Source organism: Citrobacter sp. RHBSTW-00881 (assembly GCF_013728515.1).
In the GTDB taxonomy this organism is placed as follows: Bacteria; Pseudomonadota; Gammaproteobacteria; order Enterobacterales; family Enterobacteriaceae; genus Citrobacter; species Citrobacter braakii.
In genome coordinates this window covers 1,996,315-2,009,551 of the sequence record NZ_CP056269.1, presented here as the reverse complement: position 1 = coordinate 2,009,551, position 13,237 = coordinate 1,996,315, and the positions used below count along the sequence as shown (strand labels likewise).

At 50.3% G+C, this 13,237-nt stretch carries 15 protein-coding genes; 11 read left to right on the top strand and 4 right to left on the bottom strand.

Annotation, left to right across the window (positions count from 1 at the left end; translation table 11 throughout):
• Positions 1 to 528 precede the first annotated feature (528 nt).
• The 4 genes from HV311_RS09445 to HV311_RS09430 form a co-directional block, all read right to left on the bottom strand.
• Positions 529 to 927: a helix-turn-helix domain-containing protein gene (locus HV311_RS09445; protein ID WP_097734728.1), complete on the bottom strand. Its 399-nt coding sequence runs from the start codon at positions 925 to 927 to the stop codon at positions 529 to 531.
• Positions 928 to 1,039: 112 nt separating this feature from the next.
• Positions 1,040 to 1,903: an efflux RND transporter periplasmic adaptor subunit gene (locus tag HV311_RS09440; RefSeq protein ID WP_061553925.1), complete on the bottom strand. Its 864-nt coding sequence runs from the start codon at positions 1,901 to 1,903 to the stop codon at positions 1,040 to 1,042.
• The gene (locus tag HV311_RS09435) at positions 1,900 to 2,115 is read right to left on the bottom strand and encodes a DUF1656 domain-containing protein (protein WP_048822680.1); all 216 of its coding nucleotides are present in this window, start codon (positions 2,113 to 2,115) and stop codon (positions 1,900 to 1,902) included. Before HV311_RS09435 ends, HV311_RS09440 begins: the two co-directional genes overlap by 4 nt.
• Entirely contained in the window at positions 2,105 to 4,141 is a 2,037-nt protein-coding gene (locus HV311_RS09430; RefSeq protein ID WP_097734730.1) for an FUSC family protein, read from the bottom strand. Before HV311_RS09430 ends, HV311_RS09435 begins: the two co-directional genes overlap by 11 nt.
• 76 nt (positions 4,142 to 4,217) lie before the next feature.
• On the opposite strand from HV311_RS09430, the gene HV311_RS09425 reads away from it, so the two are divergent.
• The 11 genes from HV311_RS09425 to HV311_RS09375 all read left to right on the top strand — a co-directional run bounded on the left by HV311_RS09425 (position 4,218) and on the right by HV311_RS09375 (position 13,159).
• Positions 4,218 to 5,024 (top strand): AraC family transcriptional regulator, encoded by an 807-nt coding sequence (locus HV311_RS09425; protein WP_048211281.1) that lies wholly within the window; start codon positions 4,218 to 4,220, stop codon positions 5,022 to 5,024.
• Positions 5,025 to 5,623: 599 nt separating this feature from the next.
• The gene (locus HV311_RS09420; protein ID WP_032936812.1) at positions 5,624 to 5,809 is read left to right on the top strand and encodes an AlpA family transcriptional regulator; all 186 of its coding nucleotides are present in this window, start codon (positions 5,624 to 5,626) and stop codon (positions 5,807 to 5,809) included.
• 61 nt (positions 5,810 to 5,870) lie between these two features.
• Positions 5,871 to 6,458, top strand: coding sequence for a DUF2857 domain-containing protein (locus HV311_RS09415; RefSeq protein ID WP_097734731.1), 588 nt, complete (start codon positions 5,871 to 5,873; stop codon positions 6,456 to 6,458).
• Positions 6,448 to 6,657 carry a TraR/DksA family transcriptional regulator gene (locus HV311_RS09410; RefSeq protein WP_061553921.1) on the top strand — a complete coding sequence of 70 codons (210 nt, stop codon included), beginning with the start codon at positions 6,448 to 6,450 and terminating at the stop codon, positions 6,655 to 6,657. Before HV311_RS09415 ends, HV311_RS09410 begins: the two co-directional genes overlap by 11 nt.
• Positions 6,658 to 7,051: 394 nt before the next feature.
• Complete coding sequence (locus tag HV311_RS09405) at positions 7,052 to 7,273, top strand: hypothetical protein (protein WP_061553920.1); 222 nt, start codon at positions 7,052 to 7,054, stop codon at positions 7,271 to 7,273.
• A 72-nt stretch (positions 7,274 to 7,345) separates the two neighbouring features.
• On the top strand, positions 7,346 to 7,984 hold the full coding sequence (locus HV311_RS09400; RefSeq protein WP_061553919.1) for a lytic transglycosylase domain-containing protein: 639 nt from the start codon (positions 7,346 to 7,348) through the stop codon (positions 7,982 to 7,984).
• Positions 7,981 to 8,259, top strand: coding sequence for a TrbC/VirB2 family protein (locus HV311_RS09395; protein WP_049156896.1), 279 nt, complete (start codon positions 7,981 to 7,983; stop codon positions 8,257 to 8,259). The genes HV311_RS09400 and HV311_RS09395 overlap by 4 nt, the downstream gene beginning before the upstream one ends.
• Positions 8,260 to 8,270: 11 nt before the next feature.
• The gene (locus tag HV311_RS09390) at positions 8,271 to 11,018 is read left to right on the top strand and encodes a VirB3 family type IV secretion system protein (protein ID WP_191221010.1); all 2,748 of its coding nucleotides are present in this window, start codon (positions 8,271 to 8,273) and stop codon (positions 11,016 to 11,018) included.
• A 22-nt stretch (positions 11,019 to 11,040) separates the two neighbouring features.
• Complete coding sequence (locus HV311_RS09385; RefSeq protein ID WP_097734733.1) at positions 11,041 to 11,769, top strand: type IV secretion system protein; 729 nt, start codon at positions 11,041 to 11,043, stop codon at positions 11,767 to 11,769.
• Positions 11,770 to 11,780: 11 nt separating this feature from the next.
• A complete protein-coding gene (locus HV311_RS09380; protein WP_061553916.1) occupies positions 11,781 to 12,056 on the top strand; it encodes an EexN family lipoprotein in 276 nt (91 codons plus the stop codon).
• Between the two features lie 71 nt (positions 12,057 to 12,127).
• Positions 12,128 to 13,159, top strand: a complete 1,032-nt coding sequence (locus HV311_RS09375) for a type IV secretion system protein (RefSeq protein ID WP_097734704.1) — start codon at positions 12,128 to 12,130, stop codon at positions 13,157 to 13,159.
• Positions 13,160 to 13,237: the final 78 nt, after the last annotated feature.

Sequence of the window (13,237 nt, the reverse complement as noted above, 5' to 3'; positions counted from 1 at the left end):
AAGTGAATTTTACCAAACCCAAATGTCCGTATTAAGGACTCTAAAATCAGTAATACGGACATAATTAGTTTTTTTGACTCTTTTTTCCTTGTCACCTCAAGGGATATTATATTTCTGCATTACGGGTATAAATACATATCATCAATTACCAAGCATTAGAAATGTAAAAACAAAACAGTACTTAAATGCTCACAACCCCACACATACATAAAAGCCACTCCTTATTCAAGGAGGATTTAGCCGACCTGCATAGGTTCGATCGAATCCAAAATGCGCAAAATATATTAACCTTAATTTATCCAGCCATTAAATACACACATGGGTTTGTAATTATATTCCAATTAATGCATCCAAAATTTACTCACCAATACATTACACATGCAAAAACACGAAAACATACATTGCACAGAAAGACTTAGATTCATTTACAATGAAATAAATGAGTGATTTCATTTCGTTCAACAAATCTATAACTGAGGTACTAAGGCCATGATTATTAGATGAACCCGTCCATAACCCAGATAATTACTAAAGATTTAAAAACTCATCCTTATGATACGAGTAATTACCTTGCTCCCTAGAAGACTTACTTTTAATATTTACGGCATTTTTTCTACACCGGTGCGGTGGGACATTATACCTTTTCCGAAATGCCCTGGTTAATGATTGCTGAGAGTCAAAGCCAAATCGCATCGCGATGTTTATCAAAGGTTCATTTGTTGTGATAACAGCCTCTAAAATAAGACATAATTTTTTCTCTCTGATAAAACCTCCCAGGCTCTGCCCTGTTTCAGAAAAAAACAGTCTCTGCAAATGCCATTTTGAATATCCGGACCTGATAGCCACATCATCAATTTTTAGTGGCATCTCTATATTTTTGTATATCCAGATAATTAAGTCATTTACAAAATCTTTTCTGTTTTTCATAACCGAAACCTTAGAATTACTCTACCAGAAATAAATTTTCATCAGGCATATAGATCAAGAGCTGACAATCCCTAAGTTCTGCATAAATCCTCAATAGAAACCATACTTTTTATTATGGTGTGATGGATATACTCGCAGACAATCCAGCCACCAATTCAACTCCCTCCGGCAATCTGTCAATATGAATCCGAACCGGGATACGCTGCGCGAGCCGCACCCAGCTAAAGGTTGGCTCGACATTAGGCAGGCCAAGCCCCCCGGTCTCGTCATTGTTATCATCTATTCCGCGTCCGATACTCTCAACATGACCCGTGATCACTGGCTTAAATCCCATCAGCGTAATGTGTGCAGTATTTCCCGTGCGGATATGTTGCAACTTAGTCTCTTCAAAATAGCCAACCACCCAAAAACTATTGGCATCAATGATGGAAACTTTAGTTTCTCCCGCTGTGGCATAGTCACCAGGGCGAAGCCGCAAATGTGTGACATAGCCCGTAACCGGAGACCGAACAATAGCATGCGATAAGTTAAGCTCTGCAAGGTCCAGCGCAGCCAGTGCACCGTGGTAATTAGCCGCAGCGACGCTGGCTGCGCTGGCTGTTTGTTGTAAATCCTCGCTGGAAATCACCCCTTTAATCTGAGAGCGTCGCCTCGCCGCATCCTGGCGCATCAGCATTTCATGACGTTTCGCCTCAACATCTGCCTGTGCGCTGTCCACTGCCAACCTCAACCAGTGCGGGTCGATGGAATAGAGCACATCGCCCCGATTAACCCACTGATTATCGCGGACGGACACATTCAGCAACGGTCCGGAGACATTCGGCGCAATCTGTACCACATCCGCACGAACCCGACCATCGCGGGTCCAAGGGGTTTGCGCATAATGTTTCCAGAGAATAAAAGCCAAAAGCGTAGCCACCGCCACAGCGCTGAATGTCAGCACGTAGCGGCCCAGTAGAGAAAGTAACGATTTCATTTAAAAAATCCCAGTTCGGTCAGCCCCTGCAACAGCAGGTAAAAAGTAATAATGAAGACGGAAAAATCGATCATCGGTCTAAAGGGCAAGCGGCGGTAACCCTTGCTGAAAGAGAAAAGATGTACGAGAAATAGTGTACAGGTCAGTGCAACGAGGGCAATTACCAGCAGACCGGGTACAAAAACGCCCTCAATATTGAAATCATTGATCATTAGCAGGCTCCATTTTCTGAACGCTTAATGCGCAGTAAAGATCAACCAGTTGATCAACATAATGCCGCGATAGTTCATCTGTTACGCTCAAGCTGCGCTCAGTCAGACTGGCGATCCGTTGAAGTAAGGTGTCAATATCTGTCGAGTGTGTAAGAAGAGTGAGCACTTCTTTTATTTCTTTGTTCGCATGCGCATCACATCGGCGTAATCGCATAACACACAGCCCTATACGCATGGCGTACAACAAATGATGTGCCCGTTCCGGTGACTGTCCACTGCGCTGCAATCGCGGCAGTATCAACGCTGCCCGATCGATCATAAGGTTGGTCCAGAGGGTTTCGTCTGTATTCAGCTTACCTTCCACGCTGCGGTTAATATCTCGCTGGCATAATTGAAGCAGCCGTTTTATCGCCGAATCAGCCTGCACAGTTTGCAGTAGGCTCATGCCGAGCACTGCAAAACCAGTAGCAGAAAATAGTGCGATAGAGGTATTCACCGCCACGGCAAAATCCCCGCTGTAGTGGGCACCCAGCTCGCACAAAATAGGCAGCGTCAGTGTGATCCCCATAGCCATAAACGTGGTAGGCGGTCTGGCCTGGAGCGATCCGGCCAGCAGATATACCGGAGCTAAAACCGTTACCAGCACGATAAAATCACTGACTTGTGGTAGTAGAACGAAGCTGTAGATCAGGCTTATCACAACGCCCCAGAAGGAGCCGATAATGTACTTAACAATATGCGGGGCAGGCGTATCGAAGCTGCCAAACAATGTGCAACAAACGCCAAGGATAGAAACCGCCGTACCACCATCAGGCCATGCCGAGAAAATCCACACCAGACAGCCGCTCATAATGATGGCGAAAGCGCCCAGTGCGGTGCGGGCAGCAGTAAGAGGATCGCGGTGGAATACATATCCTTTCACGGTATTCTTTTCCGAGTGCGCAGGCGTCTGTTTCGCGTGATGAATGGCATCCGAAAGACGATAGCACTGCTGCACAAGGACAATGGCCTCTAACAGGTAGCGCATAAAACTTACACGCAGCGCTTCTTCAAACGTCAGCTCATACACTGAATAGCGCTGTAGTAATTTTTCACTCCTTTTTTTGAGCGCTTCACCCTCGCTTTTGAATTTTCCTTCATCTTTGCAGGCCAGCCAGACCTCAACATCACCCAGCAGAATTTGCACATCTACAGGTATCGTCGCTATCAGAGCTAAACGGTCGCGTAACTCACAGTTAACAATGACTAATCGCGCAAGCCGATCATGAAGCCTTTTTCTCGCTTGCCGGACCGGTACAGAGTACGCAAAATCATAAGGGATATGATGGCTGATACCCTGCAGGAACTGTAATGCCAGTGCCATATGCAGCGGCCCGGAAACAGCGTCGGGTTTGCCTGCTAAAGTATCTGCGACACGCTGTCGCGCCGAGAGCAGCGTCTGCGACAATTTACTGTTGAACTGGCCCGTTATGCGCGCGGGCAATACATAGCGATGAATAAGTGCCGCGCAGAAGATACCGATCATGATTTCCTGTACCCGAACAATAGCGATGTTAAAAATCGCACCAGGATCGGATACCGCAGGGAAGCCAATCAGACTCGCAGTGTAACCAGCCAGGACAAAACCATAGGCGCGGGGCGTGCGTTCCAGCAAGGATAAATAGAGGCAGAAGGTGATCCACCCCGTCAGTATCACACTGAAAAATAAAGGCATATTCACAAAAGCAGGTACAATTAATACCGTTATGCCCGCTCCGACTACCGTTCCCACCAGACGATACAGACTTCTGCTCAGCGACGCTCCGACGGAGGTTTGGGAAACAATATACACGGTGATAATTGCCCAGGAAGGCCGCTCCAGGCCAATTGACAGTGCAATGTAGTATGCGAGCATCGCTGCGGCAAAACTCTTCGCGGAATAGAGCAGAGCGTTCGCATCATTCAGTAGTGAAGGAGAAGCCATACCGCGAAGACGTTGGCATATCGTGTGTAAAAAATGAAAGTAACTCGCGTTAATTTTTTTCATGCCGGAAATTATTACCGGCTTGCATATCCACTTAAATACTCTATTCTGTCAAAAAATACCTAAATGTTGCCAATCTATGTTACCCCCACTCGCCAATACGCTATTTGATCCGGATGCCACCCCCTGCCCCGCAGTCGCGCGTCATTTGGATTTTGTCGATTACGCAGCCGAAGTGCCTGTGCATACGCACCGCAAAGGGCAATTGATTATTGCCCTCTATGGGGCGGTCATTTGTCGCGCCGAAAATGATATCTGGATCGTGCCGCCTGATTGTGCCGTCTGGATCCCTGGGGGAGTGCCGCACAGCGCCAAAGCTACCTGGAATGCGCATCTCAACTATCTTTTTATCGAGCCTGGAGCTGTCGCGCTGCCGGAGCGATGCTGTACTCTGGCAATTTCCAGTCTGATTAAAGAACTTGTTGCCCGTTTAACCCGCGAGGGCGTCGAATATCCACCGGAAAGCCATCCCGCCAGACTGACCAGAGTAACACTCGATGAATTAGCCACCATGCCTCAGCAGAAACTGAGCCTCCCTGTGTCGTCGCATCCTAAAATCCGCGCCATGGCCGATGCTCTGGTCAGTCAACCTGATGACCGAAGCACATTCAAAGCATGGGCAAAAAGACTGGCGCTTAGCGAGCGTTCTCTCGCGCGTTTAATGCTGCGCGAAACCGGGTTGACGTTCGGACGCTGGCGTCAGCAACTGCAACTGATAATTGCTCTCCGGGAACTGGCTAGCGGCGTTTCGGTTCAGAATGTTGCAGCTAATCTGGGGTATGAATCGGTTAATGCGTTTATCACCATGTTCAAAAAAACCATGGGCAGTACACCCGCACACTATTTTGCCGAACGGAAAACAAGCGCACACTTAACCGATATTTAGCGACATCAGGTTTTCCAAGAAACCAGAGGTGAGTCATAGAGCTGCCACATCCGTCTCCCTGTGCGGGGGATCACACTACAGAATCTTTATCGCATGGAACCTCCAGCCAGGACTATATTGCCTCAGCCGCCTTAACGATAACAAGAATCAAAGGACGGTATTATATCTGTTGGATCGGTCTATACATGATCGGGAAGCACAATCAATTCAGCATTGTGTTAAGGAAGTAGTTGAGCATATATGTTTCGACCACACAGAATACTTCTATGGCGATGCTTCATAGCGCATTACCGCCAGAGTGGTAACGCCCCCCTGACTGAAATTCACAATGAATGTATTTAACCGCATCTTTTTATTGTCCTCATTATCACGCTAAGCCATGACACCATTGCAGCAGCGAAACGCTGAAAACTACACAGCAGCACAACTATCCTTCTCCACATCCTTATACAACTAATAACGTATTATTTATTCACTAAAAAACCGTACTAAGGATCTTCCCATCAGTAATAAGGTGCTATCGGCTTTTCCTAAGCTTACTGCTGTGTTCTTTTATTTTCTCTGGACATGCACCAGTCATTCCACAATAGGAGAATACAATGACATCACATCAGTTATTACGTTTAAAACAGGTCGAAGAAAAAACCGGTTTGAAACGCTCTCAAATTTACTTGTATATGAAAAATGGTTCGTTCCCACGTTCAATAAAAATTGGCCCGGCCAGTGTGGCCTGGCTCGAATCGGAAATTGATGAATGGATCAACCTTAAGTTAGCCGGACGTTAGATCAGTTAAAAATGTCCGTTTATTTGCTCAACTTTTCCATATAGATTGAGGAGATAACAGAATGATTCCATTAATTAATTACACCATCTTAACTGATGCATTGCACGCTCTGAAAGAAGGCAATATTCGTCACTGTGAATCCCTCGGATTTACTTTCGACGAAATGAATGCTCTTAATCAGTTATCACTCGATGAACTGTTTACGGTCAGCCGGGCGGCAGCTCCCTTTGTTTCGGTCAGTGTCCGCCATGATGTTTTGCATCATTTACTGGCGCAGGCCCGCCAGGAATACCACCATCAACAGGAGATTAACCGTGCTATCCGCCTGGGTGGCTCTATCTCGTTGCTCAACCACTATTTTGGCCTGACATCAAATGAAGTCTGCCTTCGCCGACGGTTGCTGGGTGTAAGCGTGCCGTATGGCCGAACGCCTGAACCGGATGAAGAGACGGATGCGGCTATCTGGCTGCAATGGCAGAAGTGCCGGGTGGAAAACCTTGAATCCCCCAACGCGCTGATAGCCATGATGCAGGTAACTGAAGTCCTACTACCAAGATTTCAGGGGCTGTCACTCACCATGGTATGGAGGCGTATCACGCTTTGTCAAAAGGGAGTTGCCGCTGACAGGAGGACGTCACATGCCGGATGAGATCGACCGCGATCAGGAATTTAATGAACAGCGACTGGATGAGATGATTGAACAGAGTCGTTTCAAACCAGGGCCAGCGCCATCATTATTCCACTGTCGTTTATGTGGTAAACCCATTCCAGAAAAGCGACGGCAAGCACTGCCGGGTGTAACCACCTGTACGGAATGTCAGGAAAAACTTGAACGCCTCAACCGCTGACAGGGTAACAAAGACGTGTGGAGATATTATATCCCTGCACGTCTTTATTATTCCCGGTGAATATTAATACAGCTCTGGCGTGTTTTTCCTTCCCCATTTTTCTCGCTGCATCTTAAATGCTCCGTTTATTTTTCTCTCTTCTTTTTGTTTTGAGTTTCTCATTCATATCCCGCGCCAGATATCCGAATCTGAAAGCGCCATTACCGCATGGTTGCCCTGATGGACGTTAATTCGCCCGGGCCGGGTATTGCTCTTTAACAGAATGGTTCGGGCTGTCACGTAACCAGAATTCAGGGTGCCGCTGAATGTTCTCGCTGACCCGTTAAAACCGGAATGCAGAACCGGGATGTGATTGGTTTATTTCATTAACTGTTTTTTGAACAAAGGAAATTCCATGAGAAAACCCGTTTATCACGTATTTGTCACCCAGGAAAGTCAGCCCGATGCACAGGGTGAAAAAAACACGTACTGGACAAAGGTTGGCGTGGCCTTCGCGCATAACGGCAAGCCCGGTCTGAATATCGTGCTGATACCCGGTATTGCGGTTTCCGGCAGGCTGGTGCTGCTCGAACCGAGAGAAGAAAGTGACATTTCACAGGATGCCGCTGCCGCTTAATCCATTTTCTCTTCTTCTCCACCGGCGGCGTACTTTTCTATAAGCCGCCTGTCTCTCTGTTACGAGGCCAGCATGCTTTCCACCACTGCCTTTCTGGCACTGGCGGTGCAGTGCGCCGCCAGTATTCCCTCGTCCACATCGCTTGATGTCGCACGGGTCGAATCTGGTTTTCATCCTTACGCCATTGCTGAAATCCTGCCAGACAGCCGGGGCGTGATTTCACATTTCCCCACGAGCCTGCCGGAGGCGATCCGCCTCACCAGACAGCTGGCGACACAGGAGCGACGCTATTCGGTCGGCCTGATGCAAATCACCAGCACCAATTTCCGCCATTACGGCGTCACGGCCAGCGACCTGCTTAACCCTTGCATCAATCTGTCGGTATTTGAGCGCATTCTCGCCGACTGTTACCGGCGCGGTGGCACCCTGAAACGCGCACTCAGTTGTTACTACTCCGGCAACTTTGAAACCGGCCAGCGACCGGAATCCGCCTTTAACCAGACCAGCTACGTGCAGCGCATCGGCTATGCCGTGCCGTCCACGCGGGAAGACCGGCAGAGCGTCCCTGACCGGAACGAGCCGACGCCGGTTCATTATCCCGCCATTGTGCTGCGCGGCGAGCCTGCCGCTGCACCAGTTCTGACTGGTCTGCACTATCCCGACGCCGTCATTCGCGGCGCGGTTCCCGTTATCCCTGATGAGGAGAAATGATCATGCGTAAACGCCGTTACTCCGCTGTTGCTTCCGTCCTGCTGTCTGCCCCAGCGCTGGCGGCCGACAGTGGTTTTAACAAGGCCAGTGAGACACTGAGCAATACTTCGACCGGCCTGCTGGGACTGGCCGCCGTCACCATCACGCTGGCGACCATGTGGGTGGGCTACAAGGTGCTGTTCGACGGCAAAAGCCTGCACGACATGCGTAACGTCATCATCGGCGCGATCCTGATTGTCGGCGCATCCGGCTTCGGTGCCTACTGGGCGTCATAAGAGAGGCAACGATGGCTACGCTGAATAAAGCACTTACGCGGCCTGCCGCCATTATGGGTATTCCTCTGGTGCCGTTCGTTCTCGTCAGCGGGGCCATCGTCCTGCTGGCGGTCTATGTCAGCTATTACCTGGCGCTTCTGCTGATCCCGGCCTGGGCGGAAATGAAAAATAAAACCCGAAAGGACATTCATTATTTCAGTCTGCTCTGGCTGGCGTTTAAAACCCGTGGACGAATTTTCACCAATATCCATTTTGGCGCGAATGCCCTTCTGGCGAATCAGTACGATAATATTGATGTCTCGGAGTTTATTCAGAAAATGAAATTAAACGAGCGTATTACGCTGGATAAATATATTCCGTATTCCTCCCATATGCACCCTTACGTCATCAGAAACCGTCACCGTGATTTTGTTGCCACCTGGGAGCTGGGCGGTACCGTCTTTGAATGTGAAGACGAACATCACCTGACCCTGATGGCTACGCACCTGAATAACGTTATTCGTTCGTATGAGGGTCTGCCGGTAACATTCTATATTCACCGGCTCCGTGAAAAATACCATGATGCTTTTGAAGCCTGTTCGGGTATTCCCTTTTCCGATGAGGTAACACGTCGGTATTACGAGTCGGTAAAAGAAAAACCGTTCTGGCGGCACCGGCTGTTTTTCACCGTCTGCTACGCGCCGTTCTCTCAGATTGAGAAGAAAACCATGAAAGCGCAGTCGCACGGTAAACACCAGGCAGCACTGGATGACGCACTCAAAATCATGCTGGAATACCGTGAAGCACTGGAATCCTCATTATCCCGTTATACGGCAACGCCGCTGGGGATATATGAAGAAAACGGGCGGGTGTATTCCTCGCAACTGGCGTTCTTCCACCGCCTGATCACCGGACAGTGGCAGAAAGTGGCCGTAACGCGCTCGCCGTTTTATGAAACATTAAGCACGCCGGACGTGTTTTTCACCACCGACACCGGTGAATGCCAGACGGTCAGCGGTTCCCGCTTCTTCCGCAGCATGGAGATTAAGGATTATCCCCCGGAAACCCATACCGGTATGCTGGACGCACTGTTGTACGCCGAAAGCGAGTATGTTCTGACGCAGTCCTTTACCTGTATGGCACGGGATGAGGCGCAGAATCATATCCGGCTGGCGGAAAAACGGCTTAACTCCACGGACGACGACGCGACTTCCCAGCGCGAAGAGCTGATTGTCCTGCGCGACCTGCTCCAGTCCGGACATGTGTCGTGCGGTAAATTCCACTTTTCCCTGCTGATCTCCTCAGACAGTGCCGGACAGGTGGTGAAGGACACCAACGTTCTGGCCCAGCCCTTCGCCGATCTGGGTATTATGACGACGCTCTCCACCCTGTCACTGCCCGCCGCATATCTGGCACAACTGCCGGGCATCTATACGCTGCGTCCCCGACTGGTGGCCGTCAGCAGCCAGAATTTTGCCGATATGGCCTGCCTGCATAACTTCCATCCTCACAAATGCAGCGGTAATCCGTGGGGGGAAGCCATCGCCCTCCTTACATCTCCCGGCGGTGGCGGATATTACCTCAACCTGCATGACAGCCAGGCCGGGCGGGATGACACCGGAGAGAAAACGCCGGGGAATACGGCGATTATCGGGAAAACCGGCTCCGGTAAAACCCTGCTGATGACCGTCATGCAGCAACTGATGCAGAAGTACCGTAACCCGGCGACGTTTGCGCCTTCTGCCACCCTCAAACGGCTGACCACGGTGTATTTCGATAAGGACCGGGCGGCGGAGATGGCGATCCGCCAGGCGGGCGGGCGTTATTTCCGTATCCGTACCGGCGAGCCCACCGGCTTCAACCCGTTTGCGCTGGAGCCAACCCGCCGGAACATCAGTTTTATCAAACGGCTTGTACGGATGCTGTGCCGCCGCAACGGTAAGCCGCTCGATCCGCGCGATGAGGAGCGGATCAGTGCCGCCATTGACACCATCATGCTGGACTATCCGCCGGAGTACCGCCGGTTCGGGATCACCCGGCTACTGGAAGTGCTGCCGGAGCCGCCGACCACAGACGCCCGCACCAACGGGCTGCGTATTCGCCTGAAACAGTGGGCGCAGGGGGGCGAGTTCGGCTGGGTGTTTGATAACGAGGCCGATACATTCACCATCAGCGATGTCGATAACTTTGGTATCGACGGCACCGAATTTCTGGATGATGACGATATTCGCGGCCCCATCACCTTTTACCTGCTGTACCGTGTGACCAGTCTTCTGGACGGTCGCCGCCTGGTGATGTTTATGGATGAGTTCTGGCGCTGGCTGGCCGATGTCGAATTTTCCCGCTTCTCGCTCAATATGCTGAAAGTCATCCGCAAGCTGAACGGTATCTTCGTTCCGGCAACACAGTCACCGGATGAAATCGTCAAACACCCCATCGCCCCGGCGATTATTGAGCAGTGCGGTACCCAGATTTTCCTCGCTAATCCGAAAGCCAGCCATGCGGATTACGTAGAGAAAATGAAAGTGCCGGACAGCGTTTATGACACGGTCAGGAACCTGGATCCGGGCGAGCATTATATGGTCATCCTGAAAACCCCGTTGCGGGCCGGGGAAACCCGCCCGTTTGTGGCGATGGCGAAAATGGATCCGTCCGGGCTGGGTAAATTCACCCGGCTTCTCAGCGGCAGTGAGGACAACCTGAAAATATTCGATGCCATTTATCAGGACGGTATGCGACCTGATGAATGGAAAGATACGTTTCTTGACCGGGCAATCTGAAAGCCAACCGGAGGTAATATCAATGCGTTACCGGGATCACCTTCTGGCATTATCGTTATTTTTCTCAGCACAGGCGTTCAGCGCCGGAATACCGGTTTTCGACGCCGTGCAGAATACCGAATCCATTAACCAGTGGATGCAGGAACTACAGCAATGGGAAGATACGGTTACCCATTATAAAAGTGAACTTGATGCATATAAGAAACAACTGGCTACCGCAACCGGCGTACGGGATATTCAGGGTTTTCTCAGTGATGCCCGAAGCCTGAAAACCGATATTGATAATCTCCGTAAGAGCGGTATTTCACTGGATGATCTGCTGACCACGCAGAACAGTTCATATTCTTCTGAACTGCAAAACCTTTACAGTAAATACAAATCGTTCAGCGTATGCAGCCCGGAACAGGAAGGAATAAAATCTCAGTCTCTGGCCGACAGTTGCAAACAGATGATCCTCAATCAGGCAATGGCGATTGAGAATACCACTGACATTGAAAACAGGATCAACAGCACACTCAGCGATATATCAGACTTATCTGACCGTATATCGAATGCGCAGGACTCGAAAGAGTCTCAGGATCTGGCTAACGCCATCGCGGCGAAAAGCGTACAGTTAAATGCGCTGACGAATCAGTGGGAGATGTCTGTCAGACAGGCTGAACAGCGAACGACATTGCTGGAACAGCAAAGACAGAAAGCCTTTGAACAGCAGCAGCTGACGGCACCTGTTGCTGACCTTAATAATTTATAAGGAGGTTATCCGTGCTCAGATCCTTATTCACCTTATGCACACTCTCAGGCGTTATCGTGCTCTCCGGCTGCAAGGAAACCAAATCCGAAGCCTGGTATAAACAGCATCCTGACGAAACTTATGCGGTTTATACGCAATGCCTGAAGGATGGCGAGGCAAGCGATAACTGCGAATTTGCCCACCGGGCAGCACTTATGTTTGCACAGGAAGGCCAGCCCGGGGTTAAGGAGAAATTTGAGGCGATATTTCAGCAGGAAGCTGAAAAACGAAATGCTGTGACACAGTAATTTTTCCTCCAGCAAAACAGGGAATTCTCCCTGTTTTTTATTTCCTTTCTTTATATATCAGGTGAGGCACCATGTCCGGTGGTATTTTTGTTGGTATGGACAAAAACATCATGGATGGACTGAATGCCGTACTGGAAGGCCAGTCTTCCACTTACGGCACAATGATCAGCGTCATCATTGTCAGCTCTTTTACCTTATTTATACTCTATCGCGGTTATCAGACGCTGGCTGGCAAACTCCGGACCCCGGTTGAAGATGTCGTCTGGGATGTGGGGCGAATGCTGCTTATCACCACCTTTGTGTTAAACCTTGATGGCTGGCTGGATATGGCGGTAGCGGCAATCCAGGGACTCAAAGACGGTATCAGCGGCGATGATAACATCTGGGCGCTGCTCGATACCGTCTGGGAAAAGGCACAGGCGCTGGGGCAAAAGTTATTTAATATGGACACCTCAACTTACGTCAAACTGAATGGCGGCCTTGCCGAGGTGCTGGTATGGGGCGGCGCGATTGTCCTGCTGATGGCCGCCACTTTTGCCAACCTGCTCGCCGAAATCACCATCCTGTTAATGACGACCACCGCGCCGCTCTTTATTTTCTGCCTGCTGTACGGTTTTCTTAAACCGATGTTTGATAACTGGCTGAAAACGATTTTCGCGGCAATACTGACGATCATGTTTTCCGCCTTATCCATCCGTATCGCCATTAATTACCTGAATAAAATACTGGATACCGCAGCAAAAACATCCGCAGAAACCAATATGGTGACGCTGGCGGCGCAGTGCCTGCTGGCCGGGACAGCGGTGGGTGTGGTGGTCTGGTTCTCCGCAAAACTCGCCAGCGCACTCAGCGGAGCCGCCGTACAAGCGGTACTGCAGGGCGCAGCCATGAGTGGCCTGGGCGGACTGGCGAACAAATCCGCCGATCTCGCCGGACCCGGTATAAAAGGCGGTGCCCGGATGGCCGCCAGAGGTGGCATGGCCGCCGCCACGGTGGCTGGCAGGCTCACCGGCGCAGGCGCGGGTAAAACCGTGAACGCCTGGCAGAAACGCGCCGCCGCCATCGAAAGCATGAAACGCCTGAACCGGCAGCGTCACCGTTAATCCTTCCGACCGTTAATTTCCTTTCCCCGTCACGCCGTGGCCTGCGCCACCGGTGCGGCATTCCTGCATCCCTGTAAT